The following is a 26842-nucleotide window of genomic DNA, read 5'->3' as shown; positions in this document are numbered from 1 at the left end:
GTCTTCTCGCGAGGACAGCCGTGACGCCGTGTACGTCGTGGGTACATCAGGAACGGCTCCCGGAGCGAGCAGGCCGCTGAGAAGCCGCCACCCGCACCGCCACGCAGATCATCATCGGCGAAAGCGGTTCTAAAGGTGCCCCTCACTCACATCCCGAACGGGTGCTGGGGTGCTGGGTGACCGGGGGTGTCTACGCTGGAGGCATGGCCGTCGCGGTGCGTGTGATCCCCTGCCTTGACGTCGATCAGGGTCGGGTCGTCAAGGGCGTCAACTTCACCGACCTGCGGGACGCGGGCGATCCCGTCGAGCTGGCCCGGGCCTACGACGCCGAGAGCGCCGACGAGCTGACCTTCCTCGACGTCACCGCCTCCTCCGGGGAGCGCGAGACGACCTACGACGTGGTCCGCCGCACCGCCGAGCAGGTGTTCATCCCGCTCACCGTGGGCGGCGGCGTGCGCAGCCCGGACGACATCGACCGCCTGCTGCGCGCCGGGGCCGACAAGGTGAGCCTGAACACCGCCGCCATCGCCCGCCCGGAGCTGTTGCGGGAGTCCGCGCGGCGCTTCGGCGCGCAGTGCGTGGTGCTGTCGGTGGACGCCCGCCGGGTGCCGGAGGGCGGCGAGCCGACGCCGTCGGGCTTCGAGGTCACCACGCACGGCGGCCGTCGCGGCACCGGCATCTGCGCGGTGGAGTGGGCCGCCCGCGGCCAGGAGCTCGGCTCCGGCGAGATCCTGCTCAACTCGATGGACGCCGACGGCACCAAGGCCGGGTTCGACCTGGAGATGATCCGCGCGGTGCGCGAGGTGGTCGAGGTGCCGCTGATCGCCAGCGGCGGTGCCGGCGCCGTCGAGCACTTCGCCCCCGCGGTCCGCGCCGGGGCCGACGCGGTGCTGGCCGCCAGCGTCTTCCACTTCGGCCAGTTGCGCCTCGGCGAGGTCAAGGAGGCCCTGCGCGCGGAAGGGATCACGGTCCGGTGAGCGAACTCGACCCGGCCGTCGCCGGACGGCTCAAGCGCGGTGCCGACGGGCTGTTCCCCGCGGTGGCGCAGGAACGCGGCACCGGGCAGGTGCTGATGCTGGCGTGGATGGACGACGAGGCGCTGCACCGGACGCTGACCACCCGGCGCGGCACCTACTACTCCCGCAGCCGCGGCGAGCACTGGGTGAAGGGCGCCACCTCCGGGCACGTCCAGCACGTGCACGAGGTGCGGCTGGACTGCGACGGCGACACCGTGCTGCTCATCGTCGACCAGGAGGGCGCCGCCTGCCACACCGGCGACCACACCTGCTTCGACGCCGACGTGCTGCTCGCGCCGGAGGGCTGATCAGCCCGGCACGTCGCTCAGGTCCCCGGTGAGGTAGCGCTGCAGGTTCGGGGCGATCGCCGCGACCACCACGTCGTGCTCGGCCGAGGCCAGCGGCTCCAGCCGGACGACGTAGCGGACCAATCCCAGGCCCACGATCTGGGTGCCGCACAGCGAGGCCCGCAGCGCCGGCCGGTCGGACCCCAGCGCCTCGGTCACCCTGGCGAACACCGCCGTGCTGATCAGCTCCTTGAGCATGGTGACCGCGGTCTCGTGGGTGGCGATGCTGCGCACCAGCGCCACGAACTCGCCGCCGCCCGCGTCGTCCCACACCGCCAGGAACCGCCGCACCATCCGCTCGCCGAGCCGCTCCGGGTCGCCCTCCAGCAGCGCCGGGATCACCACCGCCGGATCGAAGGGCAGCGCGATGGCGGCGGCGAACAGGCCCTCCTTGCCGCCGAACCAGTGGTTGACCATCGCCGGGTCCACCCCGGCGCGGGCCGCGAGGGCGCGCACCGTGGCGCCGTCGTAGCCCTGCTCGGCGAACTCCGCGCGCGCCGCGGTCAGCAGCGCGGATCGGGTGTCCTCCCCGCCGCGGCGCCGTCCGCGCCGCTTGGGCGTGCCGTTGCTCACCGGTCCATCCTCGCCGGTGGCGGGCGGGAGGGGCAAAGCACGGGTCCTCGCCGACCGGCCCCGGCTGCGCGGCACAATGTCGGGCATGGTCGGCGACGGTGATTTCGGCAGTGCGAGCCCAGGACGTGCGGAGTTCCGCGAGCTGGCCGCGGGACGGCGGGTGATCCCGGTGGTGCGGCGGCTGCTCGCGGACGACGAGACCCCCTGGGCGTCTACCGCAAGCTCGCGGGCGACCGCCCCGGGACGTTCCTGTTCGAGTCCGCGGAGAACGGTCGCTCCTGGTCCCGCTGGTCGTTCGTCGGGGTGCGCAGCGCCGCCGCGCTGACCGTCAAGGACGGCGTCGCGCACTGGACCGGCACGCCGCCGGTCGGGCTGCCCAGCGGGGGCGACCCGCTGGAGGCGCTGCGCGAGTCGGTCCGGTTGCTGCAGACCGAGCCGCTGCCCGGGATGCCGCCGCTGACCGGCGGGATGGTCGGCTACCTCGGCTACGACATCGTCCGCAGGCTGGAGCGGCTGCCCGACCTCACCGAGGACGACCTGCGGCTGCCCGAGATGGTGATGCTGCTGGCCACCGACCTCGCCGCGCTGGACCACCACGAGGGCACCATCACCCTCATCGCCAACGCCGTGAACTGGGACGACAGCCCGGAGCGGGTGGACGCCGCCTACGACGACGCGGTCCGCAGGCTCGATGACATGACCGAGCGGCTGTGCACCCCGGCGCCGCCGACCGTGGCGGTCCTGTCCGCCGCGAGCCCCGACTTCGAGCGCCGCCGCAGCCCCGAGGAGCACCACGCGGCGGTGGAGCGGGCGAAGGAGGCGATCCGGGACGGCGAGGCGTTCCAGGTCGTCGTCTCGCAGCGCTTCCAGATGTCCACCAGCGCCGACTCGCTGGACATCTACCGGGTGCTGCGCACCACCAACCCGAGCCCGTACATGTACCTGCTGCGGATGGAGGCGCCCGACGGCGGCACCCCGTTCGACATCGTCGGCTCCAGCCCGGAGTCGCTGGTCACGGTGCGCGACGGGCAGGCCACCACGCACCCGATCGCCGGGACCCGCTGGCGGGGCGCCGACGAGGACGAGGACGCGCTGCTGGAGAAGGAGCTCATCAACGACGAGAAGGAGCGCGCCGAGCACCTGATGCTCGTCGACCTCGGCCGCAACGACCTGGGCCGGGTGTGCCGACCGGGCTCGGTGCACGTGGTGGACTTCTTCCGGATCGAGCGCTACAGCCACGTGATGCACATCGTCTCCACGGTCACCGGGCGGCTCGCCGACGACCGCACCGCCTTCGACGCGGTGACCGCCTGCTTCCCGGCGGGCACGCTCTCCGGCGCGCCCAAGCCCCGGGCGCTGGAGCTCATCGAGGAGCTGGAGCCGACCCGGCGGGCCCAGTACGGCGGCGTCGTGGGCTACCTGGACTTCGCCGGGGACGCCGACACCGCCATCGCCATCCGCACCGCCCTGGTCCGCGACGGCACGGCTTACGTGCAGGCGGGCGGCGGTATCGTGGCCGATTCGGACCCGGTCGCGGAGGACCGGGAGTGCCTGAACAAGGCGCGCGCGGTGCTCAACGCGGTCGCCACCGCCGAAACCCTGCGCAGCCCCCGCGGATCGGAGGAGACGGTTGACCACCGAGCCACGCTCTGAGGGCCCGCGCACGTCCAAGCGCCTGCTGTGGTCGGTGGTGCTGCTGATGCTGCTCGGCGCCGGCCTGCTGTGGGCCGCCGGATCGGTCGAGTGGGCCAGCCAGGCGTTCCGGCTCCAGTTCGGCGGGGAGCGCCGGGTCGGCGCCTCGGGCGGTGACGTGCGCCCCGAGCTGGTGCCGCTGGCGCTGGCCGGGCTCGCCGCCGTCGCCGCGGTGCTGGCCACCGGCGGCTGGCTGCGCCGGGTCGTCGGCGCGCTGGTCGTCGTCGCAGGCGGGCTGCTGGTCTACCGAGCCGTCGGGCAGATCGATTTCGGCTGGTTCGCCGGCGCCGGGCCCGGCCTGCCTCCCGGCAGCACGCCGATCGGCGAGCCCAGCCTGAGCCCGATCGGCCCGCTGCTGATGTCGGTCGGCTCCGTCGTGCTGCTCGGCGCCGGGCTGCTGGTGGTGCTGCGCGGCGGGCGGATGCCCGCGATGGGCGCCAAGTACGCCGCCCCGGGCGAGCAGCGCGCCACCGTCTCGCACGATCCGCAGCGGCGGATGTGGGATGAGTTGGATGAAGGAAGGGACCCAACCGAAGACCGCTGAGTCTTTTTGGTGTGGTGGTCTTTTTGCGTGCGGTGCAAGTGGCGGAACCTCAGCGGCCTTCTCGTCGGGAAGGTGTTGTGGTCCATTTGGCGCGCGGTGCGGGTGGCGGAACTTCAGCGGCCTTCTCGCTCCGGGCGCCCTTCCTCATGTACGACCACGTACACAGCGTCAGGGCGTCCTCGCGAGAAGACCGCTGAGAACCCGCGGCGGTGCCGGTTGCGTGCGTGGGGCAAAGCGGAAGCGGCTTCGCCGCTTGCCTGACGGTGATCCGGTTTCGCGCGTGCGTGGCTTGCCTGACGGCGGTCGGGTTTCGCGTGTGCGTGGGGCGACCGCTTCGCCGCTTGCCTGATGGTGGTGCATGTGGTGCATGTGGGGGTGCTTGTGGATAGGTGAGGGGCACCCTTGTCCCGGTTACTTGGGCAAGGGGCCCCTCACCTGGTTCTCGAACGGGTGAGGGACTCCTGGGCGGGTGGGGCTGCCCGGTTCGCCCGGATCGGTCGGATTCGGTTCCGGGGGCCTCGTTCACCTCGTCGGGGTCGTCCTCGGGTTGCCGGGTTCGTCGACGGGCCTCCTGGCAAGTGCGGAAGGTCCTTGCTGCGCTGGGACGTTGGGCCGCCCCCTTGGTAGGACCGGTCCGCGGGCGGGTTTAGCATCGGATGAGCGACGGCACGGCGGGAAGGGGAGTGTCGTGATCGAGCGCGATGCGTTCAGCCGCGCGACGTCGCGGGTGCGTGTTCGGGGCATGACCTGCGAGGTGTTCGCGTGAGCGTTCTGGATTCCATCATCGAAGGCGTCCGCGAGGACATGGCGGTCCGCGAGGCGGCCGTCTCCTTCGACGAGATCAAGCAGCGGTCGGCGGCGGCGCCGCCACCGCACGACGTGCTCGCCGCGTTGCGGGCACCGGGCGTCGGCGTCATCGCCGAGGTCAAGCGGCGCAGCCCGTCCAAGGGCGAGCTGGCCGAGATCGGCGAACCGCAGGACCTGGCGGCCGACTACGCCGAGGCCGGGGCCCGGGTGATCAGCGTGCTGACCGAGCAGCGCCGCTTCGGCGGGTCGCTGGCGGACTTCGACGCGGTGCGGGAACGGGTGCCGGGCACGCCGATCCTGCGCAAGGACTTCGTGGTCAGCCCGTACCAGGTGCACGAGGCGCGGGCGCACGGCGCGGACATGGTGCTGCTCATCGTGGCGGCGCTGGAGCAGAACGCCCTGGAGGCGCTGCTGGACCGGGTCGAGTCCCTGGGCATGACGGCGCTGGTCGAGGTGCACACCGCCGAGGAGGCCGACCGGGCGCTGGAGGCCGGTGGGAAAGTCATTGGCATCAACGCCCGCAACCTGCATACCCTCGAGGTGGACCGGGACGTGTTCGGCCGGATCGCCCCGGGGCTTCCGCAGGACATCCTCAAGGTCGCCGAGTCCGGGGTGCGCGGTCCCAGCGACCTGATGGCCTACGCCGGGTCCGGTGCCGATGCGGTGTTGGTCGGCGAGGGCCTGGTGACCAGCGACAACCCGAAATCGGCGGTCACCCAGCTCGTGACGGCGGGATCGCACCCGGCGTGCCCGCGGCCGAGCAGGTGATCCGGCGGCCGGGCCGGTAGGCTCCGGACCAAGATCGATTCGGGCGGGCGTCCGGTGGCGGGCGCCCGCCCGGCTCCGTTGCGGGCGTCCGCCCGCAGGACAGGAGGCTTCGCATGACCGGTAGCGGTGCGGAAACCGCTCGCGCGCACCGTCCCAGCAGGCCCGTGCCCGAGGGGCACGACCCGGACGAGCGCGGGCACTTCGGTGCCTACGGCGGCCGGTTCATGCCCGAGGCGCTGATCGCCGCGCAGGACGAGCTGGCCGCCGAGTACGCCAAGGCGCAGGCCGACCCGGCGTTCGTCGACGAGCTGAACCGGCTGCTGCGCGACTACGCGGGGCGGCCGTCCCTGCTCACCGAGGCTCGGCGGTTCGCCGAGCACGCGGGCGGCGCGCGGATCCTGCTCAAGCGCGAGGACCTCAACCACACCGGCTCGCACAAGATCAACAATGTGCTGGGGCAGGCGTTGCTGGTCAAGCGGATGGGCAAGCGGCGGGTCATCGCCGAGACCGGCGCGGGCCAGCACGGCGTGGCCACCGCCACCGCCTGCGCGCTGCTCGGCCTGGACTGCGTGGTCTACATGGGCGAGGTCGACACCCGGCGGCAGTCGCTCAACGTGGCGCGGATGCGGCTGCTGGGCGCCGAGGTGATCCCGGTGGCCACCGGTTCGGCCACGCTCAAGGACGCGATCAACGAGGCGCTGCGCGACTGGGTGACCAACGTCGACGACACGCACTACCTGCTGGGCACGGCGGCGGGCGCGCACCCGTTCCCGGTGATGGTCCGCAACTTCCACCGGGTGATCGGGGAGGAGGCCCGCGAGCAGGCGTTGGCGCTGGCCGGCCGGCTGCCCGACGCGGTCGCGGCCTGCGTGGGCGGCGGGTCCAACGCGATCGGCATCTTCCACGGCTTCATCGACGACCCGCAGGTCCGGCTGGTCGGCTTCGAGCCCGCCGGCCACGGCATCGAGTCCGGTGAGCACGGCGCCACGCTGACCGCGGGGATCCCCGGCACGCTGCACGGCGCCCGGTCCTACCTGCTCCAGGACGACGACGGCCAGATCGCCGAGGCGTACTCGATCTCGGCCGGGCTGGACTACCCGGGCGTCGGGCCCGAGCACTCCTACCTCAAGGACTCCGGCCGCGCCGAGTACCACTCGGTCAGCGATGACGAGGCGATGCGGGCGTTCCGGCTGCTCTCCCGCACCGAAGGCATCATCCCGGCGATCGAGTCGGCGCACGCCCTGGCCGGCGCGCTGCGGCTGGGCCAGGAGCTCGGGCCGGAGGGCGTCATCGTGGTGAGCCTGTCCGGGCGCGGCGACAAGGACATGGATACCGCGGCCACCTACTTCGGGCTGGTCGACGAGGAGGAGGCGCGGTGAACCTCGACGAGGTCTTCCAGCGGTGCAAGCAGGAGCAGCGGGCGGCGCTGATGGGCTACCTTCCCGCCGGCTACCCGACGGTGGCCGAGTCGGTCGAGCTGCTCGACGGGATGCTCGCGGGCACCGGTGACCGGCCGGGCTGCGACGTCGTGGAGATCGGCATCCCGTTCTCCGACCCGGTGATCGACGGCCCCACCATCCAGGCCGCCGCCACGACCGCGCTGCGCGCCGGGTTCCGGGTGCGCGACTTGTTCGACATCGTCTCCGCCGTCGCCGAGCGCGGCGGGCACGCCGTGGTGATGACCTACTGGAACCCGGTGCACCGCTACGGCGTGTCGGCCTTCGCCCGCGACCTCAAGGCGGCCGGGGGGCTCGGCGTGATCACCCCGGACCTGATCCCGGACGAGGCCGACGAGTGGGCCGCGGCCTCCGAGGAGCACGGCCTGGACCGGATCTACCTGGTCGCGCCCTCGTCCACCGAGGAGCGGCTGGCGATGACCGCGAAGGCCAGCTCCGGCTTCGTCTACGCGACCTCGGTGATGGGCGTCACCGGTGCCCGCGACTCGGTCGGCGCGTCGGCCGCCGGGCTGGTGGACCGCACCCGCGCGCACACCGACCTCCCGGTGGGCGTGGGCCTGGGCGTGCGCACCCGCGAGCACGCCGCCGAGGTGGCCGGGTTCGCCGACGCGGTGATCGTCGGTTCGGCCTTCGTCTCCGCCGCCGAGCGGGAGGGCCGGGACGGCGTCGCGCGGCTGGCCGCCGACCTCGCGGACGGCGCGCGCGGGCGCTGAGGACGTCCGGTACCGCGCAGCGGCGGCGGTCGCTGCGCGGCCACCTGAGCAGCCGCCACCGGCACCGCCGAGCGGGGGCGGTCCCGAGCCCCTCACCCACCACCGGCACCGGGTGACCGGACCGCTACGGTGGTGGCCGTGAGCGCCTCGGTCGCCGCCTCGGCGAGTACCCACCTGGCCACGATCCCGAGCCCGCCCCAGGGCGTGTGGTACCTCGGGCCGATCCCGCTGCGCGCCTACGCGCTGTGCATCATCGCGGGCATCATCGTCGCGGTCTGGTGGGGCAGCCGCCGCTGGGTGGCGCGCGGTGGTCGCGAGGGCACCGTCGTCGACATCGCGGTGTGGGCGGTGCCGTTCGGGCTGATCGGCGGTCGCCTGTACCACGTCGCGACCGACTGGCACAAATACTTCGGCGAGGGCCGCAACCCGCTGGACATCTTCCGGATCTGGGAGGGCGGGCTCGGCATCTGGGGCGCGGTGGCGCTCGGTGCGGTCGGCGCCTGGATCGGCTGCCGCCGCCGGGGCATCCCGCTGCCCGCCTTCGCCGACGCCATCGCCCCGGGCCTGGTGCTGGCCCAGGCGATCGGGCGGCTCGGCAACTGGTTCAACCAGGAGCTCTACGGGGCGCCGACGGACGTGCCGTGGGGCTTGGAGATCTACCGCCGGATCGACCCGGAGACCGGGCTGGCCGATCCGATCGCCGGCGTCGCCCTGGACCAGACGCCGATCGTCGTGGTGCACCCGACGTTCCTCTACGAGCTGCTGTGGAACGTCGGCGTCTGCCTGCTCGTGGTGTGGGCCGACCGCCGGTTCCGGATGGGGCGCGGCCGGGTCTTCGCGCTCTACGTCGCGGGCTACACGGCCGGTCGGGTGTGGATCGAGATGATGCGCACCGACGCCGCCACGCTGGTGTTCGGCGTCCGGATCAACGTGTTCACCTCCATCGCGGTGCTGCTCGCCGCGCTGGCCTACCTGCTGCTGGTGCGCGGTGGCCGGGAGGACCCCGCGCTGCTGTGGGGCACCCGCGGCGACTCCTCCGACGGGGCGTCGGAGCCCGCGGGCACCGGGCCGCACGACGGCGCCGCCCGGGACGACGACGCCGCCCGGGACGACGGGTCTTCACGGGACGACGGGTCGTCACGGGAGGAGGAGGCCGACCGCGGCGGTGGAGCGGAGCGCACCGACGAGGGCGGTACCGGGCAGCGCGAGGAGTCGGCGGACACCGACCGCCGATCGCGCTAGGCCGGGCCCTCAGCCGCCGAGCGCCGCGGACAGGCGTCCGGCGGCGTCGGCGACTTCCGCGACGACGGGCTCCAGCGCGTCCGGCGGCAGCCGGAACACCGGCGCCGAGACGTTGAGCGCGGCGACCACCGCGCCCCGGAAGTCGCGCACCGGCGCGGCCACCGCGACCAACCCGGGTTCGTACTCCTCGGCCGCCACGACGTGCCCGGCCGCGCGTTCGGCGCGCACCCGGCGCAGCAGGGCGGGCAGGTCGCGCGGCGCCCGGTCGGTGCCGGGCAGCGGAGCGTCCCCCAGCACCTCGGCGAGCTCGGCGTCGGACAGCCCGGTCAGCAGCGCCCGGCCGCTGGAGGTGCAGCTCAGCGGGGTCGTGCGGCCGATCCACTCGTGCGCCTGCAACGCCCGGCCCGGCCGCTCGGTGAGCACCGTGACGGCCGTGTCCGCGCCGCGCACGGTCAGGTAGGCGGCTTCGCCGAGCCGCCGGACCAGCCCGCGCAGCACCTCCGGCGCCTGGTGCAGCAGCCGTTCGTCCCCGGCCTGCCCGGCCAGGGCGAACAGGCCCCAGCCCAGCCGGTAGGACAGGTCCGCGTCGCGTTCGGCGAACCCGGCCTCGGCGAGCACCTTCAACGTCCGGGAGACCTGCGTCTTCTCCTTGCCGAGCGCTTCGGCGACGTCCTGGACCCGCATCGGTCCCGCTCCCAGCGCCCGCAGCACCTCCAGCGCCCGGTGGACGCTGCTCAGCCCTTCGCTCACCCGATCATTCTGCGGCATCGCGTGCGCATGGAGCAACTAGCGTTGCCGCATGGGCGCGGGTCTGCCTACGGTCGACGGCATGTGCGGAATAGCTGCTCAACACCGGACCGATTCGACCCCCGACCTGGACGCGGGCACCCGGATGCTCCTCGCCTTGGCGCACCGGGGTCCTGACGACAGCGACCACCGGACCGTCGGCGAGCACGCCTGGCTGGGGCACACCCGGCTGTCCATCGTCGACCTCGACGGCGGCAGGCAGCCGCTGACCTCCCCGGACGGGTGGTCGCTGGTCTGCAACGGCGAGATCTACAACCACGAGCAGGTGCGTGCGGAACTCGGCGGCGCGGTCTTCGGGACCGCGTCGGACAGCGAAGCCGCGCTGGCCCTGCTGCGCACCGGCGGACCGGCCGAGCTGCACCGGCTGCGCGGGATGTGGGCGCTGTGCGCGGCGGCGCCGGACGGGCGGTTCGTGGCCGCCCGCGACCCGCTCGGCATCAAGCCGCTGTACTGGGCCCGCCGCGGCGCGGCGGTCCACTTCGCCTCCGAGCTGCGGGCGTTCCCCGCCGAGGTGCAGGACGCGGTGGAGTCGTTCCCACCCGGCTGCTACTGGACTCCGGAGGCGGGCGTGGTCCGCTTCGCGACGGCGGTCCCGGCGGCCGACCCGGCGGTGTGGGAGGGCATCGCCCCGGAAGTCGCGGAGAAGGCCACCCGCGAGGTGCTGGTCGACTCGGTGCGGCGGCACCTGATGGCCGATGTGGAGGTCGGCGTGTTCCTGTCCGGCGGGCTGGACTCCAGCCTGGTCGCGGCCATCGCCGCCGAGCACTGCGCCGAGCGGGGACGGCGGCTCAAGACCTTCGCCGTCGGCACCGAAGGCTCGGCGGACCTGCTCGCCGCCCGCGCCGCCGCCGAGCACCTGGGCACCGAGCACCACGAGGCGGTGTTCACCGCACGGGAGGCGATCGAGGTGCTGGACGAGGTCGTGGCCTCGGTGGAGTCCTTCGACGCCAGCCTGATCCGCAGCGCGGTGCCCAACTGGTTCCTCAGCGAGCTGGCTTCCCGGCACGTCAAGGCCGTGCTGACCGGTGAGGGCGCCGACGAGCTGTTCGCCGGGTACTCCTACTACCACGCCGAGCACGCCACCGGCCTCGACGCGGAGCTGGTCCGGACCCTGGAGGAGCTGCACGGGCTCAACCTGCAGCGCTGCGACCGGGTCACCATGGCCCACGGCCTGGAGGCGCGGGTGCCGTTCCTGGACGCCGAGGTCATCGCGCACGCCACCGCGCTGCCCGCGGCGTACAAGGCGCTGGAGCCGGACGGGATGGAGAAGGGCCACCTGCGGCGGGCGTTCACCGGCTGGCTGCCGGCGGAGCTGCTGTGGCGGCGCAAGGAGCAGTTCGGCACCGGCAGCGGCGCGCAGGACCTGCTTTCGCCGTACTGGGCGGACCGCGTCCCGGACGCCGACCTCGCCGCCGCCGGGGACGCCCTCGGCGTGCGCACCAAGGAGGAGCTGGCCTACTACCGGGCGTTCCGCCGAGCCCTCCCGGCGGTCCGCCCGGACCGGGTCCTCACCCGCTTCGCCACCGCCTGAGCGGTCCCACATCCCGGACGCCCGCCCGTCCGGGAGCTGAGTGAGGGGCACCTTCATCCGAGTATGTCGGATGAAGGTGCCCCTCACTCGGTTCACATCGTGGGACGGGTGGGAGCGATGACCGGGGAACCGTCGGCGTTGCGCAGCACGGCGACCCGCGCGCTGTAGCGCTCGGCCAGCGTCGCCGGGGTGAGCACCTCCGCCGGGGTGCCCTCCGCGGCGACCCGGCCCCCGTCGAGCAGCAGCAGCCGCTCGGCGTACTGCCCGGCCAGCGTCAGGTCGTGCAGCGTCGTGACGACCGTGGTGCCCAGCTCGTGCCGCAGCTCGTCGACCAGGTCGAGCAGGGCCTGGGCGTGCCCGACGTCGAGCCCGGTGGTGGGCTCGTCGAGCAGCAGCACCCCGGCCCGCTGGGCCAGCGCCCGGGCCAGCACCGCCCGCTGCTGCTCGCCGCCGGAGAGGGTGGTCAGCGGGCGGTCGGCGAGCCGGGTCAGGTCGAGCCGCTCCAGCAGCGCGCCCACCACCGCGACGTCGCTCGGCCCCTCCCGGCCCAGCACGCCGAGGTGCGGGGTGCGGCCCAGCAGCACGTAGTCGGTGACGGTCAAGCCGAGGGGCAGCTGCGGGATCTGCGGGGCGTACCCCAGCGCCCGGGCCCGTTCGCGCCTGCTCAGCGAACTCAGCGCCCGCCCGTCGACCAACACCCGCCCGCGGTGCCGGACCACCCCGGTCAGCGCCTTGAGCAGCGTCGACTTGCCCGAACCGTTGGGGCCGATGACCGCCAGCCAGCCGCCGGAGCCCACCGTGGTCGTCACCCCGGAGACCACGGTGCCGCGCCGGTACCCGGCGGCGAGGTCCTCGATCCGCAGCGCGCTCACGCGTGCCGCTTCCGGGTCTGCAGCAGCACCGCGAAGAACGGCGCTCCGGTGAACGCGGTGATGACGCCGATCGGGATTTCGGCGGGCGCCAGCAGCGTCCGGGCCAGCATGTCCGCCGACACCAGGAACACCCCGCCGTAGAGCAGCGACAGCGGCACGATGATCCGGTAGGTGCCGCCGACCGCCAGCCGCACCAGGTGCGGCACGACCAGGCCGACGAACCCGATGAGCCCGGCCACCGACACCGCGGCCGCGGTGGCCAGCGAGGCGGCGACCAGCACCACGGCCCGCACCCGGCCGGGCCGCACGCCCAGCGCGGCGGCCTCCTCGTCGCCGGTGCCGAGCAGGTCCAGCAGCCGCGCGCAGACCCACAGCACCACGCCCGCGGCGACCAGGTGCGGCAGCACGACGAGCACCTCGCGCCACCCGGTCGTGGTGAGTCGGCCGAGGATCCACATGTAGACCTGCTGCAACGAGTCCACCCGGAGCTGCATCGCGAAGGTCTGCCCGGCGGTGAGGAACGCGCCGACCGCGACCCCGGCGAGCACCAGCGTCGCGGTGTCCTGCCCCGCGGTGCGGCCGACCACCCAGGTCAGCCCGACGCCGCCGAGGGCGCCCGCGAAGGCGGCGAGCTGCACCACCGGTCCGCTGGCCGCCTGCGGCGCGGTGGTGATCACCACGGTCACGGCCAGCCCGGCGCCCGCCGCCGAGCCGAGCAGGTAGGGGTCGGCCAGCGGGTTGCGGAAGACGCCCTGGAACGCCGCTCCGGAGACCGCCAGCGCCGCGCCGACGAGCACCCCGAGCAGCACCCGGGGCACCCGCAGCTCCCACAGGATCGCCGCCTCGCGCTCGGACAGCGGGGAGACCCCGCCGGTGAGCTGGGCGGCGATCTCGCCGAGCACCCGCTGCCAGCCGAGCTCGGCGGCGCCGAGCAGCACCGACAGCAGCGTGCACAGCACCAGGGCGAGCACGCCGAGCAGCAGGTGCCGGGGGCGCAGCTTGGTCGGGGTCAGCACGGGCGCGGTGGTCCTGGCCGGCCGCTCGGTCGTCGCGGTCACCCCTGGGCCTTGGCGATCCCGTCGCCGATCGCCCGCACGAGCTCCACCACGCGCGGCCCCCAGCGGCCCGCCACGTCGTCGTCGAGTTCCACCACGTTGCCCGCGCGCACCGCGTCCATCGTCGCCCAGCCCGGGCGCTGCGCGGCGGAGGCGGCGGTGACCTGGCAGCACTCGGTGTCGGCCAGGAAGATCAGGTCCGGGTTGGCCTGCAGCACGTGCTCCTCGGAGAGCTGCGGGAACGGTCCGCCCGCCGGGTCGGCGATGTTGCGCAGCCCGAAGCGGGAGTAGACGTCGCCGACGAAGCTCTCCGAGGTCGCGGTGTAGTAGTCCGGGCTGACCTCGTGGTAATAGGTCAGCGGCTCCGGGGGCTTGGGCGTGTCCGCCACGATGCGCCGGATCTCCTCCCGCATCGTGGACACCAGGTCGCGGGCCTGCTCGCGGTGGCCGGTGGCCTGCCCGAGCACCTCGATCTGCCGGTACGCCGACTTCAGGTCCGCCGCGGCGGGGGTGAGCAGCACCGGGACGTCGATCGCGCGCAGCCCTTCGGCGAGCTCGGTGGCGCTGTCCGGCACGACGACCAGGTCCGGGTCGTGCGCGCCGACGGCCGCCGCGTCGGCCTGGAGCCCGGACAGCTCGGTGCGCGGCGCGTGCTCCGGGAAGTTCGAGTAGGAATCGACCGCGACGACCTGCTCACCGGCGCCCACGGCGTAGAGCGTCTCGGTCGCGGTGGGCGACAGCGAGACGATCCGCTTCGGCTGCTGAGTCAGCGTCACCGGCTCCTGGTCGCCGAGCTGGACCCGGACCGGGAACGCCGAGGCCGGGTCGTCGACCGGTGCCGGGATGGCCGATTCGGGTCGGGTGGCGCAGGCGGTGGCCCCGATGAGCAGGGCCAGCGCGGCGAACAGCAGCGCGGCGAGGCGGCGGAACCCGGTCATGTCTTCCCTCGGTTCTGCCCGGTGCGGTGCGGCGCGTCCGAGGCGGGCGGCGCCGCACCCCTGCACCGGGGGTGGCGGACGTCCACGCCGATCGCCGAGGCGGCCTGGCTCGACCCGGCGGGGGCCGGGGATCACAGTTGCGGCACAGCACCGGGTTCGCACCGGATTTCGCTCGACGGCGGCGTTGCTCAGAACACCTTTTGCTCGGGTGCCCTGAGCTGGAAAGATATCAGGAGGTGGGCGTGTGTCCACGCCTGCGGCGATCGCGGGTGGACGGGTGCCGACCCAGCGGTGGCCATCGATGACCGATCGTGTCCGCGACCGGGCGCCCTAACCCATCGCCCGCCGCGGCAACAACATGGTCAGCGTCACTCTCAAGGTGCTGCCAGTGGGTATCGTGGCTGTTAAAGTCCTCTGAACAACTCCGGCCGCAGCGAGCCGGGCCTTCCCGCCCGAACAATTCTGTCGAGCCGCCGGACGTCCATTTTGCGGGCCAGTGTCGTCCCGTGCCCAGAAGTCCTGAAAGTCGATGACTTCAGCACGACGAGATGACGAGGGAGGTCTGCGCAGTGGTCTTCTCTGCCGTACCCGGTCCCCAGGGGTTGTACGACCCCGCCGCGGAGCAGGATTCCTGCGGTGTCGCCATGGTCGCCGACGTCCGGGGCCGCCGCTCCCACGGCATCGTCGCCGACGCCCTCACCGCGCTGGCCAACCTGGAACACCGCGGCGCGGCGGGCGCCGAGCCGACCAGCGGGGACGGCGCGGGCATCCTGCTCCAGCTCCCCGACGAGCTGCTGCGCTCCGAGGTCGAGGTCGCGCTGCCCGAGCCGGACGCCTCCGGTGCCCACCGCTACGCCGCGGGCATCGCCTTCCTGCCCGCCGACCAGCAGGCCCGGCAGCGCGCCGTCCGGCTGGTGGAGGACCTCGCCGCCGAGGAGGGCCTGCGGGTGCTGGCCTGGCGCGACGTGCCGGTCGCCCCGGAGCACGCCGGGGTCGGGCCGACCGCCATCGGGTGCATGCCGCACTTCGCGATGGTGCTGGTCGCCGGGGAGCGCGAGGAGTCCGGCCTGGCCCTGGACCGGCTGGCGTTCTGCCTGCGCAAGCGCGCCGAGCGGCGGGCCGCCGACGAGGGGCTGGAGCTCTACTTCCCGTCGCTGTCCAGCCGGACCCTGGTCTACAAGGGGATGCTCACCACCGAGCAGCTCCCCGCCTTCTTCCCCGACCTGCGCGACGAGCGGCTGATCAGCGCGATCGGCCTGGTGCACAGCCGGTTCTCCACCAACACCTTCCCGTCGTGGCCGCTGGCGCACCCGTTCCGCTTCGTGGCGCACAACGGCGAGATCAACACCGTCCGGGGCAACCGGAACCGGATGCGGGCGCGCGAATCGCTGCTGGCCTCCGACCTGATCCCGGGCGACCTGTCCCGGCTGTACCCGATCTGCGCCGACGACGGATCCGACTCCGCCTCCTTCGACGAGGTGCTGGAACTGCTGCACCTGGGCGGCCGGAGCCTGCCGCACGCGGTGCTGATGATGGTGCCGGAGGCGTGGGAGAACCACGCCGAGATGGACCCGGCCCGCCGCGCCTTCTACCAGTTCCACGCCAGCCTGATGGAGCCCTGGGACGGCCCGGCCTGCGTCACCTTCACCGACGGCACCGTGATCGGCGCGGTGCTGGACCGCAACGGGCTGCGCCCGGCGCGCTGGTGGCGGACCGCCGACGACCGCGTGGTGCTGGCCAGCGAGACCGGGGTGCTCAGCCTCAAGCCCGAGGAGGTGGTGGCCAAGGGCCGCCTCCAGCCGGGCCGGATGTTCCTCATCGACACCGCCGAGGGCCGGATCGTCGACGACGAGGAGATCAAGTCCGAGCTGGCCTCCGCGCACGCCTACGGCGAGTGGCTGCACGCCGGCCAGCTCCACCTCGACGAGCTGCCCGACCGCGAGCACGTGGTGCAGAGCCACGCGTCGGTGGTGCGCAGGCAGCTCTCCTTCGGCTACACCGAGGAAGAGCTCGCGATGCTGCTCGCCCCGATGGCGCAGACCGGCGGGGAGCCGCTGGGCTCGATGGGCTCGGACACCCCCACCGCCGCCCTCTCGCAGCGCTCGCGGATGCTCTACGACTACTTCGTCGAGCAGTTCGCGCAGGTCACCAACCCGCCGCTGGACGCGATCCGGGAGGAGATCGTCACCTCGGTGGCCCGCGTGATGGGCCCCGAGCAGAACCTCCTCGCACCGTCCCCGGCGTCGAGCAGGCACATCGTGCTGCCCACCCCGGTGATCGACAACGACGAGCTGGCCAAGCTGATCCACGTCAACGACGACGGGGACCTGCCCGGCTTCTCCTGCACCGTGCTGTCCGGGCTGTACGAGGCCGAGGGCGGCGGTGCGGCGCTGGCCGAGGCGATCGAGCGGGTCCGCGAGGAGGCCTCGGAGGCCATCGCGGGCGGCGCCCGGGTGCTGGTGCTCTCCGACCGCGACTCCGATCACCGGTTCGCGCCGATCCCGTCGCTGCTGCTGGTCTCGGCGGTGCACCACCACCTGGTGCGCACCAAGGAGCGGCTGCGGGTCGCCCTGGTGGTCGAGAGCGGGGACGCCCGCGAGGTGCACCACATCGCCACCCTGCTCGGCTTCGGCGCCGCCGCGGTCAACCCGTACCTGGCCTTCGAGACCATCGAGGACATGATCTCCACCGGCCAGATCAGCGGCATCCGGCCCGCGGTGGCGATCGGCAACTACGTGCGGGCGCTGGTCAAGGGCGTGCTCAAGGTGATGTCGAAGATGGGCATCTCCACCGTGGGCGCCTACACCGCGGCGCAGGTCTTCGAGGCCGTCGGACTGGCCGAGGACGTCGTGGCGGCGTACTTCACCGGCACCTCCTCCAAGCTGGGCGGCGTCGGCCTCGACGTGCTCGCCGAGGAGGTCGCCCAGCGGCACCGCCGCGCCTACCCGGACAACCCGACCGACCGGGTCCACCGCAAGCTGGAGGTCGGTGGCGAGTACGCCTACCGCCGCGAGGGCGAGCTGCACCTGTTCAACCCGGAGACGGTGTTCCTGCTCCAGCACTCGACCAAGACCGGCAAGTACGACGTCTACCGCCGCTACACGTCCGAAGTGGACCGGCTGGCCGCCGAGGGCGGCACGCTGCGCGGGCTGTTCCGGTTCGACAGCGGGCGCGCCCCGATCGACGTCGACGAGGTCGAGCCCGCCGCGGAGATCATGAAGCGGTTCTCCACCGGGGCGATGAGCTACGGCGCCATCTCCGCGGAGGCGCACGAGACGCTGGCGGTCGCGATGAACCGGATCGGCGGCAAGTCCAACTCCGGCGAGGGCGGCGAGGACGTCGACCGGCTCTACGACCCGCAGCGGCGCTCCGCGGTCAAGCAGGTCGCGTCCGGGCGCTTCGGGGTGACCAGCGAGTACCTGGTCAACGCCGACGACATCCAGATCAAGATGGCGCAGGGCGCCAAGCCCGGCGAGGGCGGCCAGCTCCCCGCGCACAAGGTGTACCCGTGGATCGCCAAGACCCGGCACTCCACGCCCGGCGTCGGGCTGATCTCGCCGCCGCCGCACCACGACATCTACTCGATCGAGGACCTCGCGCAGCTCATCCACGACCTGAAGAACGCCAACGAGCACGCCCGGGTGCACGTGAAGCTGGTCAGCGCGCTGGGCGTGGGCACCGTGGCGGCGGGCGTGTCCAAGGCGCACGCCGACGTGGTGCTCATCTCCGGGCACGACGGCGGCACCGGCGCGGCCCCGCTGACCTCGCTCAAGCACGCGGGCACGCCGTGGGAGATCGGTCTCGCCGAGGCGCAGCAGACGTTGCTGCTCAACGGGTTGCGCGACCGCGTGGTGGTGCAGGCCGACGGCGGCTTCAAGACCGGGCGCGACGTGCTCGTCGCCGCCCTGCTCGGCGCCGAGGAGTACGGTTTCGCGACCGCCCCGCTGGTCGTCGAGGGCTGCGTGATGATGCGGGTCTGCCACCTCGACACCTGCCCGGTGGGCGTGGCGACGCAGAACCCGGACCTGCGCAAGCGCTACACCGGCCAGGTCGAGCACGTGGTGAACTTCTTCGAGTTCGTCGCCGAGGAGGTGCGGGAATACCTGGCCGAGCTGGGCTTCCGCACCCTGGACGAGGCCATCGGCCAGGTTTCGGCGTTGCGCACCGACGAGGCCGTCGCGCACTGGAAGTCGCGCGGGCTGGACCTCGCCCCGGTGTTCGCCGAGCCGGAGACGCCGTACTCCTCGGTGCGCCGCCAGATCCGCGGCCAGGACCACGGGTTGGAGCACGCGCTGGACCGCACCCTGATCCAGCTCGCCGAGGCGGCCCTGGAGGACGCCCGCCCGGTGCGGCTGCAACTGCCGGTGCGCAACGTCAACCGCACCGTCGGCACCCTGCTCGGTGCGGAGGTCAGCCGCCGCTTCGGCGGGGACGGCCTGCCGGAGGGCACCATCGAGGTGGAGCTGGAGGGCTCGGCCGGGCAGTCGCTGGGCGCGTTCCTGCCGCGCGGCGTCGCGCTGGACCTCATCGGTGACGCCAACGACTACGTCGGCAAGGGCCTGTCCGGCGGTCGGATCGTGGTCCGCCCGCACCCGGACTCGGCGTTCGTCGCCGAGGACCAGGTGATCGCGGGCAACGTGATCGGCTACGGCGCGACCGGTGGCGAGATCTTCCTGCGCGGCAAGGTCGGCGAGCGCTTCGGCGTGCGCAACTCCGGTGCGGTCGCGGTGGCCGAGGGCGTCGGCGACCACGCCTTCGAGTACATGACCGGGGGCCGCGCGGTGGTGCTCGGCGGGACCGGGCGCAACGTGGCGGCCGGGATGTCCGGCGGCATCGCCTACGTGCTCGACCTCGACCCGGTGCGGGTGAACACCGCGATGATCGAGCTGCAGCGGCCCGGCGCCGAGGACCTGAAGTGGCTGCACGGGATCGTGCGGCGGCACCACGAGCTGACCGGCTCCGCGGTGGCGGCCTCGCTGCTCGGCGACTGGCCGCGCCGCTCCGCGGCGTTCACCAAGGTGATGCCGCGCGACTACCAGCGAGTCCTGGAGGCCATGCGCCTGGCGAAGACCGAGGGCCGGGACGTGGACGAGGCGATCATGGAGGCTTCCCGTGGCTGACCCCAAGGGTTTCCTGAAGCACCCCCGGGCGGACGCGCCGAAGCGTCCGGTCGACGAGCGGCTGGGCGACTGGCAGGAGGTCTACGCGGCGCTGTCCGCCGAGGCCCGGGCCGACGAGGTCGCCACCCAGGCCGCGCGCTGCATGGACTGCGGCATCCCGTTCTGCCACTCCGGTTCCGCGGGCTGCCCGCTGGGCAACCTGATCCCGGAGTGGAACAACATGGTGCGCCGCGGGCAGTGGTCGGCGGCCGGTGACCGGCTGCACGCCACCAACAACTTCCCGGAGTTCACCGGCAAGTTGTGCCCGGCGCCGTGCGAGGCCGGCTGCGTGCTGGCGATCTCGCCGGACGCGGGCGGCGCGGTGGCGATCAAGCGGGTCGAGGAGACCATCGCCGAAGTCGCCTGGGACAACGGCGAAGTCGTTCCGCAGGTGCCGGAGGTGCACACCGGCAAGCGGGTCGCGGTCGTCGGCTCCGGCCCGGCCGGGCTCGCCGCCGCCCAGCAGCTCACCCGCGCCGGGCACGAGGTGACGGTGCACGAGCGCGACGACCGGATCGGCGGCCTGCTGCGCTACGGCATCCCCGAGTTCAAGATGGAGAAGTCCGCATTGGACCGGCGGCTCGGCCAGATGCGCGCCGAGGGCACGAAGTTCGTCACCGGCTGCGAGGTCGGCGTGGACCTCACCGTCGCCGCGCTGCGCGAGCGGTTCGATGCGGTGGTGCTCGCGGTCGGCGCGCTGCGCGGCCGCGACGACCGCACCATCCCGGGCCGCGAGCTCGACGGCGTGCACTTGGCGATGGAGCACTTGGTCCCGGCGAACAAGGAGCGCGAGGGCGACGGCCCGTCGGCGCTGACCGCCGAGGGCAAGCACGTCATCATCCTCGGCGGCGGGGACACCGGCGCGGACTGCTACGGCACCGCGATCCGGCAGGGCGCGCTCAGCGTCACCCAGCTCGACAACTACCCGCAGCCGCCGACGGCCCGCGACGACGACCTCTCGCCGTGGCCGACCTGGCCGTACGTCCTGCGCACCTACGCGGCGCACGAGGAGGGCGGCGAGCGGCGCTTCGCCGTGGCGATCGAGGAGTTCGTCGGCGACGAGCAGGGCCGGGTGCGCGCGGTGCGGCTGCGCGAGGTCTCGGTGCAGCGCGACGCCGACGGCCGCAGGCAGGTCGTCCCGGTCTCCGACGAGGTGCAGGAGCTGCCCTGCGACCTGGCGCTGCTGGCCATCGGTTTCGAGGGCGTCGAGCGCATGCCGCTGCTCGACGGGCTCGGCATCGAGCTGACCGCCCGCGGCGCCATCGCCTGCGGCTCGACGTGGGAGACCACCGCCCGCGACGTGTTCGTCTGCGGCGACGCCCACCGGGGCGCCTCCCTGGTGGTGTGGGCCATCGCCGAGGGCCGCTCGGTGGCCAACGCCGTCGACGCCCACCTCACCGGCGACTCCCGCCTCCCCAGCCCGGTGCACCCCACAGCTCTACCCCTCGCAGTAGCCTGAACCCTTTTTTGAGTGAGGGGCACCCTTGTCCCAGTTAGGGGTCTTTTCAGTATGCGGCGGAGCCGCATGCGGTGAGGCTGTCAGCTTGCACCTCCGCGGGTTCTCAGCGGTCTTCTCGCGAGGACAGCCGTGACGCCGTGTACGTGGTTGGTACATCAGGAGCGGCTCCCGGAGCGAGAAGACCGCTGAGGTTCCGCTACCCGCACCGCCACGCAAGCCGTTCTGAAAGCGGTCCTAACTTGGGCAAGGGTGCCCCTCACTCACTTCCCGGACGGGTGGAGGAGGTCGGGGAGGGGTCCGGGGTGGACGATGCCTAGGCGTTGGGTGGCGCGGGTGAGGGCGACGTAGAGGTCGTTCGCGCCGTGTTCCGAGCCGTCCAGGATGCGCTCCGGGTCGACCACCAGGACCCCGTCGAACTCCAGGCCCTTGCACTGCTCGACGGTGAGCAGCGCGACGGGGGAGCTCAGGCCCTCCGGGTCGGTGCCGATGGCCGAACCGGGCACCGACGTCGCGAGGGCGGGGCCGAGGTCGGCGAGCAGCTCGGGGGGCAGCAGGACCGCGAGGGTGCCGTCGCCGATCGACGCGCGCTCGGCGGCGATCAGCTCCGGCAGCTCGGCGGCCAGGTGCTCCTCGGGGACCTGCCGCGTCCACGGCTCGTGCCCGCTGGTGCGCACCGAGACCGGCGCCCGCAGATCGGTGTCCATCGTGGACAGTACGTTCGCGGCCAGCGCCATGATCTCCGCCGGGGTTCGGTAGTTCACCGTCAGCTCGGCGAGGTTCCACCGGTCCTGGACGTAGGGCCCGAGCACCTCGCCCCAGCTCCGGGCGCCGCCGAGGGCACCGGTCTGCGCCACGTCGCCGACCAGGGTCATGGACCGGCTCGGGCAGCGCCGCATCAGCACCCGCCAGGCCATCGGGGAGAGCTCTTGGGCCTCGTCGACGATGACGTGCCCGAAGGTCCAGGTCCGGTCCTCGGCGGCCCGCTCGGCGGCGGTGAGGTCGCTGCGGGTCTGCTGCCGCTCGGCGAGCAGCTCGGCGTCGAGCACGTCGGAGACCCGCAGCCGCTCCTCGTCGGCGATCTCCTCGTCCTGCTCCATGATGTGCAGCACGCCTTGGGCGTAGGCGAGTTCCTCGCGCTGCCTGCGGTCCTGCTCGGCGCGGGTCGCCGCGTCGTCCTCGCCGAGCAGCTCGGCGAGCTCGTCGAGCAACGACACGTCGGCGGCGGTCCACGGTGCGCCCGGCTCGCGCAGCAGGGCGGTGCGCTCGGCGTCGTCGAGGTGCTTGCGGGTGGCGTCGGCCAGCCGGTCGGCGTCGGAGAGCAGCTCGTCGAGCACCTGCTGCGGGGTGAGCTCCGGCCACAGCGCCTCGACCTCGGCGGTGACCGCCGGGTCCGCCCGCAGCTCGGCGCTGATCTCGTCGAGGTCGCGCGGATCGAGCAGGTCGCGGCCGTAGCGGTCGGCCACCTGCAGGGTCAGCGCGGCGTACAGCTCGTCGCGGAAGACCCGCCGGGCCAGGTTGTGCGGGCGGCGGGCGCGCCGGGCCTTGGTGCGGGCCTGCGTGACGGCCTTGCGGTGGAAGCGCAGCGGGGCGCGGTCGAAGGTGATCTCGACGTAGTCCCGGGGCACCCGCTGGCGGTCGCGCACCGCGGCGGTCAGCACCGCGACCATGTCGGCCCGGCCCTTGATCTCCGCCGCGCGCGGGGAATCCGCGCCGGTGGCGGTGACGCCGGGGTAGAGCCCGCCGGTGGTCGACAGCAGCACGCCGGTCTCGCCCAGCGAGGGCAGCACCTGGCCGATGTAGCGCAGGAACGTCTCGTTCGGGCCGACGACGAGCACGCCGCGCTTGGCGAGCTGCTCGCGGAAGGTGTAGAGCAGGTAGGCGGCCCGGTGCAGCGCGACCGCGGTCTTCCCGGTGCCCGGCCCGCCCTGCACCACCAGCACCCCGTTCATCGAGGCGCGGATGATCCGGTCCTGCTCGCCCTGGATGGTCTCGACGATGTCCTGCATCTGCCCGGTCCGGCGGGCGTCGAGCTTGGCCAGCAGCGTCGCCTCACCGGCCAGGCCGAGGTCGCTGCCCTGCTCGGCGGCGTCGAGGTCGAGCACCTCGTCCTCGAAGTCCAGCACCCGGCGCATGCTGGTCCGGAGGTGCCTGCGCCGCCGCACGCCGTCCCGCGACGCGGCGGTGGCCAGGTAGAACGGCCGCGCGGCGGGGGCGCGCCAGTCGACGAGCAGCGGCTCGTAGTCGTGCTCCTCGTCGAACAGGCCGAGCCGTCCGATGTGGAAGCTCTCGCCCCCGTCGAGGTCCAGCCGCCCGAAGCACAGCCCGTGCTCCACCGCGCTGATCTGGGTGAGCCGGTCGGTGTACATCCGGGTCGAGATGTCCCGCTCGGTGCGGGCCTGCGGGGAGCCGCCGCTGTCGCGCAGGGTCGTCCGCAGGCGTCGGGTGGTCTCCTCGCGCAGGTCGTCGAGCTTCGCGTAGAGCATGGACAGGTAATCCTGCTCGTCGGCGATCTCCCGGCCGCGCTGGTCGGCGTGGGCATCCCGATCGGCTCGGGCGTTGGACAATTGCGCCACCTTCGTGGAACGGGTCTGGGGAGCGGGTCCGCGCGGGCCCGACCCACCAATATACCGCGCGCGGCGGGGGCACCCGGCTCGTCGCGAGGTGCGCGCGCAGGGCCGCCGATCACCCGGACGTGACATGAGTGAGGGGCACCCCGCACCACGTCACGTGGTGCGGGGTGCCCCTCACTCGTCGGCGGAGCGCGTGGCCGGGCGGCCGGGTGGGGCCGGCCGCCCGTGGGTCACAGGACCGCGCTCAGCCCCAGGATCACGACGAACGACACGACCGAGATCAGCGTCTCCATCGCCGACCAGGTCTTGAGGGTCTGCCCGACGCTCATCCCGAAGTACTCCTTGACCAGCCAGAACCCCGCGTCGTTGACGTGCGAGAGGAACAGCGAGCCGGAGCCGATGGCCAGCGCGACCAGCGCGCCCTGGGCGGGGTCGAGCCCGGCCACCAGGGGCACCACCATGCCCGCCGCCGAGATGGTGGCCACGGTGGCCGACCCGGTGGCGACCCGGATGCCGACCGCGATCAGCCAGCCCAGCACCAGCGGCGAGAGGTTGGTGCCGGAGGCGACGTCGATGATCATGTCGTTGACGCCGGACTCGACCAGGGTCTCCTTGAACCCGCCGCCCGCACCGACGATCAGGATGATCCCGGCGATGGCGGGCAGCGAGCCGCCGACGATGTCGGAGAGCTTCGCGCGGCCCAGCCGGGCGCCCCGGCCCAGGACGACGAGCGCGATCAGCACGGTCAGCAGCAGCGCCACCACGGGGGTGCCGACGGTGTCGAGCACCAGGTAGGCGATCCCGCCCTCGGCGAGCACCAGGTCGGCGACCGACTTGCCCATCATGAGCACGACCGGCAGCAGCAGCATGGCCACGGCCGTCCAGAAGCTCGGCCGGCGGACCGGGGTGTCGGAGTCCTCCGCCGGCTCGTCGGTGCCCCCGCCGAGCAGGTGGGTGGCGGGCGGCAGTTCCACCCGCTTGGCGATGAACGAGCCGAAGACCGGTCCGGCGACCACCGCGGTCGGGATGGCCACCACGATGCCCAGCGCCAGGGTCAGCCCGAGGTCCACGCCCAGCGAGTCGACCGCGGCCAGCGGGCCGGGGTGCGGCGGGACGAGGCCGTGCAGGACCGAGAGCCCGGCCAGCGCGGGGATGCCGATCTTGAGCATCGGCTGCTTCGCGCGGGAGGCGACCATGACCACGATCGGCACCAGCAGGACGACGCCGACCTCGAAGAACAGCGGCAGGCCGAGCAGCGCGGCGATGAACACCATCGCCCACGGCAGGGTCTTGTCCGTGGTGCGCCGCAGCACCGTCTCGACGATCTCGTCGGCGCCGCCGGTGTCGGTGAGCAGCTTGCCGAGCATCGCGCCGAGGGCCACGAGCAGCCCGACGTCGCCGACGGTGGAGCCGACACCGCCGGTGAAGGTCTCCACCAGGTCGCTGATCGGCATCCCGGCGACCAGGCCCAGCGCCGCGGCGCCCAGCGCGAGGGAGAGGAAGGGATGCAGCTTGGCCCAGCTGATCAGCAGGACGATGACCGCGATACCGGTGACGGCGGCGAGCAGCAGCCGCGTGTCGTGACCGGTCCAGGTGCCCGCGGCCTGGGCGAGCAGGGCGACGTCGGTCGAGCCGCCCGTGAGGCTGTGAAGCATGAGATGGGCTCCTCATTGAGCTGGTGCGCCGCCACAGCCTAGGCAATAAGTATGACTTTACAAGGGTCCGTACCGATAAAGTATGCCGTTATCCGGATCACTCACCTATGTTGGGGGCGATCCGACGAGGGAGGTGCCGGTGGGCGGCGGGCTGCACGGCAAGGTGGTGGAGGAGCTCGGTCGCGAGATCAGCGCGGGGCTGCACCCGCCCGGCACGGTGCTCCGGATCGACGAGATGGAGCGGCGCTTCGGCATCTCGCGCAGCGTGGCCCGCGAGGTGGTGCGCACGCTGGCGTCCATCCAGCTCGTGATGAGCCGCAAGCGGGTCGGCGTCGTGGTCCGCCCGCGCGCCGAGTGGAACGCCTTCGACCCGGTGCTGATCCGCTGGTTGCTGTCGGTCGACCGGGAGGCGCAGCTGCGCACCCTGGCCGAACTGCGCACCGCGATCGAGCCGGTGGCCGCCTCGGCGGCCGCCCGCAACGCCTCCGACGAGCAGGCCGCGCACCTGGTGGGCCTCGCGGAGCGGATGGTCGCGACCGCGCGGGCCGGGGACCTGGCGCAGTTCGTGGACGCCGACTGCGCCTTCCACCGCGCCGTTCTCGGTGCCTCGGGCAACCCGATGTTCGCCCAGCTCCACGAGGTCGTCGGGGAGGTGCTGCGGTGGCGGACCGGGCACGGGCTGATGCCGTCGCACCCGCGTCCGGTCGCGGTCCGGCTGCACTGCGAGATCGCCGAGTGCGTCCGCAGCGGTGACGGGGCGCGGGCCGAGGAGGCCATGCGGGAGCTGGTCGCCGAGGCGCTGGAGGGCACGATCGCGCTGCTCGGCGAACCGGCCGCCGCCGAGTCCTGACGTTCGCCGGTGGTGCGCGCGGCGGTCCTCCCGCTGCGGAGAACCCGCCGCGGGAACACCGCCGAGGAGCTCAGTAGCCCTGGTAGCTGCCGCCCGAGCTGACGCCGAGGACGCCGGGCACGTTCGACAGCGAGCCGTAGCGCTCGATCGCGTACCGGGTGGCGGCCACGATGTTGTCGACCGGGTCCAGGATGTCGCCGTGCCCGGGCAGGGCGAAGGACTCGAAGGTCGGCTCGATGGTCTGCATCAGGCCCTTGGAGGGGGTGCCGGCCAGCGCGTTGGAGTCCCAGCTGTTCACCACGTCGGGGTCGCCGCCGGACTCGTGCATGATGATCGTGCGGATCGCCTCGCGGTTGAGCTTGTCGGAGGGCACGCCGTGCTCCTCCAGCACCGCCACGGCCTCGTCGATCCACCGGCCGACCTCGTCCTTCGGGGGCGCCTGCGGAGCGGGTTCCGGGGCCGGGGCCTCGGGAACGCGCGGGGCGGGGTCGGCGCCCCGGGGGAGGCCGCCGGTTCGGGGTGCGCCGGTCCGGGATGCGCCGCCGGTTCGGGGGAGCGGCGGCGTCGAGGGCGGTCCGCGCCTCGGCGGCCAGCGGGGTGACGTGCGCCGCGTTCGTGACCTGCTCGGTCTCGGCGGACGCACCACCGGCCAGCGCACCGACCACGCCGACGGCGGCCACCGCGGCGCCGACCTGGACCGACCGCATCTTCGGGGGGAGGCGGTGCTGCCGGGTCGCAGGGCCGGGGCCAGGGCGCCGCGGGACAGGGCGCCGCGGGACAGGGTGCC

At 73.3% G+C, this 26842-nt stretch carries 19 protein-coding genes and 1 pseudogene; 12 read left to right on the top strand and 8 right to left on the bottom strand.

What is annotated here, in order from left to right; translation table 11 throughout:
- Window positions 1-203 precede the first annotated feature (203 nt).
- Window positions 204-977, top strand: a complete 774-nt coding sequence (gene hisF, locus ACQP0T_RS20780; protein WP_433869580.1) for an imidazole glycerol phosphate synthase subunit HisF — start codon at window positions 204-206, stop codon at window positions 975-977.
- Window positions 974-1324: a phosphoribosyl-AMP cyclohydrolase gene (gene hisI, locus ACQP0T_RS20775; RefSeq protein ID WP_345355014.1), complete on the top strand. Its 351-nt coding sequence runs from the start codon at window positions 974-976 to the stop codon at window positions 1322-1324. The genes hisF and hisI overlap by 4 nt, the downstream gene beginning before the upstream one ends.
- On the opposite strand, the gene ACQP0T_RS20770 is transcribed toward hisI, so the two are convergent.
- Entirely contained in the window at window positions 1325-1936 is a 612-nt protein-coding gene (locus ACQP0T_RS20770; RefSeq protein ID WP_345355011.1) for a TetR family transcriptional regulator, read from the bottom strand. It lies immediately after the preceding gene.
- 85 nt (window positions 1937-2021) lie between these two features.
- On the opposite strand from ACQP0T_RS20770, the pseudogene ACQP0T_RS20765 reads away from it, so the two are divergent.
- The 6 genes and pseudogenes from ACQP0T_RS20765 to lgt all read left to right on the top strand — a co-directional run bounded on the left by ACQP0T_RS20765 (window position 2022) and on the right by lgt (window position 9159).
- Window positions 2022-3589 (top strand): annotated as a pseudogene (locus ACQP0T_RS20765) (anthranilate synthase component I).
- Entirely contained in the window at window positions 3567-4172 is a 606-nt protein-coding gene (locus ACQP0T_RS20760; protein WP_433869579.1) for a Trp biosynthesis-associated membrane protein, read from the top strand. The pseudogene ACQP0T_RS20765 and the gene ACQP0T_RS20760 overlap by 23 nt, the downstream one beginning before the upstream one ends.
- Window positions 4173-4934: 762 nt before the next feature.
- A complete protein-coding gene (gene trpC / locus ACQP0T_RS20755) occupies window positions 4935-5747 on the top strand; it encodes an indole-3-glycerol phosphate synthase TrpC (protein WP_433869578.1) in 813 nt (270 codons plus the stop codon).
- Between the two features lie 113 nt (window positions 5748-5860).
- Window positions 5861-7126: a tryptophan synthase subunit beta gene (trpB, locus tag ACQP0T_RS20750; protein WP_433869577.1), complete on the top strand. Its 1266-nt coding sequence runs from the start codon at window positions 5861-5863 to the stop codon at window positions 7124-7126.
- A complete protein-coding gene (gene trpA / locus ACQP0T_RS20745; protein ID WP_433869576.1) occupies window positions 7123-7917 on the top strand; it encodes a tryptophan synthase subunit alpha in 795 nt (264 codons plus the stop codon). The genes trpB and trpA overlap by 4 nt, the downstream gene beginning before the upstream one ends.
- Before the next feature lie 138 nt (window positions 7918-8055).
- Window positions 8056-9159, top strand: a complete 1104-nt coding sequence (gene lgt / locus ACQP0T_RS20740) for a prolipoprotein diacylglyceryl transferase (RefSeq protein ID WP_433869575.1) — start codon at window positions 8056-8058, stop codon at window positions 9157-9159.
- A 9-nt stretch (window positions 9160-9168) separates the two neighbouring features.
- Here lgt and ACQP0T_RS20735 read toward each other — a convergent pair whose 3' ends face one another.
- The gene (locus tag ACQP0T_RS20735; RefSeq protein ID WP_345354990.1) at window positions 9169-9909 is read right to left on the bottom strand and encodes an IclR family transcriptional regulator; all 741 of its coding nucleotides are present in this window, start codon (window positions 9907-9909) and stop codon (window positions 9169-9171) included.
- A gap of 49 nt (window positions 9910-9958) precedes the next feature.
- Here ACQP0T_RS20735 and asnB point away from each other — a divergent pair, with 49 nt between their 5' ends.
- On the top strand, window positions 9959-11497 hold the full coding sequence (gene asnB / locus ACQP0T_RS20730; RefSeq protein WP_433869574.1) for an asparagine synthase (glutamine-hydrolyzing): 1539 nt from the start codon (window positions 9959-9961) through the stop codon (window positions 11495-11497).
- A 92-nt stretch (window positions 11498-11589) separates the two neighbouring features.
- Here the strand turns inward: asnB and ACQP0T_RS20725 are convergent, their stop codons facing one another.
- From ACQP0T_RS20725 to ACQP0T_RS20715, 3 genes are read right to left on the bottom strand one after another with little or no spacing between them, the layout of a single operon-like run.
- Complete coding sequence (locus ACQP0T_RS20725) at window positions 11590-12369, bottom strand: ABC transporter ATP-binding protein (RefSeq protein ID WP_433869573.1); 780 nt, start codon at window positions 12367-12369, stop codon at window positions 11590-11592.
- Window positions 12366-13427 (bottom strand): FecCD family ABC transporter permease, encoded by a 1062-nt coding sequence (locus tag ACQP0T_RS20720; RefSeq protein WP_345354982.1) that lies wholly within the window; start codon window positions 13425-13427, stop codon window positions 12366-12368. Before ACQP0T_RS20720 ends, ACQP0T_RS20725 begins: the two co-directional genes overlap by 4 nt.
- Window positions 13424-14362, bottom strand: a complete 939-nt coding sequence (locus ACQP0T_RS20715; protein WP_433869572.1) for an ABC transporter substrate-binding protein — start codon at window positions 14360-14362, stop codon at window positions 13424-13426. Before ACQP0T_RS20715 ends, ACQP0T_RS20720 begins: the two co-directional genes overlap by 4 nt.
- 569 nt (window positions 14363-14931) lie before the next feature.
- On the opposite strand from ACQP0T_RS20715, the gene gltB reads away from it, so the two are divergent.
- Both gltB and ACQP0T_RS20705 read left to right on the top strand, forming a co-directional pair.
- Window positions 14932-19482, top strand: coding sequence for a glutamate synthase large subunit (gene gltB, locus ACQP0T_RS20710; protein ID WP_433869571.1), 4551 nt, complete (start codon window positions 14932-14934; stop codon window positions 19480-19482).
- Window positions 19475-20980, top strand: coding sequence for a glutamate synthase subunit beta (locus ACQP0T_RS20705; RefSeq protein WP_433869570.1), 1506 nt, complete (start codon window positions 19475-19477; stop codon window positions 20978-20980). Before gltB ends, ACQP0T_RS20705 begins: the two co-directional genes overlap by 8 nt.
- A 260-nt stretch (window positions 20981-21240) precedes the next feature.
- Here ACQP0T_RS20705 and ACQP0T_RS20700 read toward each other — a convergent pair whose 3' ends face one another.
- Together ACQP0T_RS20700 and ACQP0T_RS20695 are read right to left on the bottom strand one after the other, a co-directional pair.
- The gene (locus ACQP0T_RS20700; RefSeq protein ID WP_433869569.1) at window positions 21241-23544 is read right to left on the bottom strand and encodes a HelD family protein; all 2304 of its coding nucleotides are present in this window, start codon (window positions 23542-23544) and stop codon (window positions 21241-21243) included.
- Window positions 23545-23780: 236 nt separating this feature from the next.
- Complete coding sequence (locus tag ACQP0T_RS20695) at window positions 23781-25166, bottom strand: gluconate:H+ symporter (RefSeq protein WP_425570133.1); 1386 nt, start codon at window positions 25164-25166, stop codon at window positions 23781-23783.
- Window positions 25167-25344: 178 nt separating this feature from the next.
- Here ACQP0T_RS20695 and ACQP0T_RS20690 point away from each other — a divergent pair, with 178 nt between their 5' ends.
- The gene (locus ACQP0T_RS20690) at window positions 25345-26055 is read left to right on the top strand and encodes a FadR/GntR family transcriptional regulator (RefSeq protein WP_433869568.1); all 711 of its coding nucleotides are present in this window, start codon (window positions 25345-25347) and stop codon (window positions 26053-26055) included.
- Window positions 26056-26125: 70 nt separating this feature from the next.
- On the opposite strand, the gene ACQP0T_RS20685 is transcribed toward ACQP0T_RS20690, so the two are convergent.
- On the bottom strand, window positions 26126-26452 hold the full coding sequence (locus ACQP0T_RS20685) for a transglycosylase SLT domain-containing protein (protein WP_433869567.1): 327 nt from the start codon (window positions 26450-26452) through the stop codon (window positions 26126-26128).
- Window positions 26453-26842: the final 390 nt, after the last annotated feature.

The organism is Saccharopolyspora sp. CA-218241, from assembly GCF_050954615.1.
Taxonomy (GTDB): domain Bacteria; phylum Actinomycetota; class Actinomycetes; order Mycobacteriales; family Pseudonocardiaceae; genus Saccharopolyspora; species Saccharopolyspora cebuensis.
Note: the sequence above shows the minus strand (reverse complement) of the source record. Positions and strands in the feature narration are given on the sequence as shown.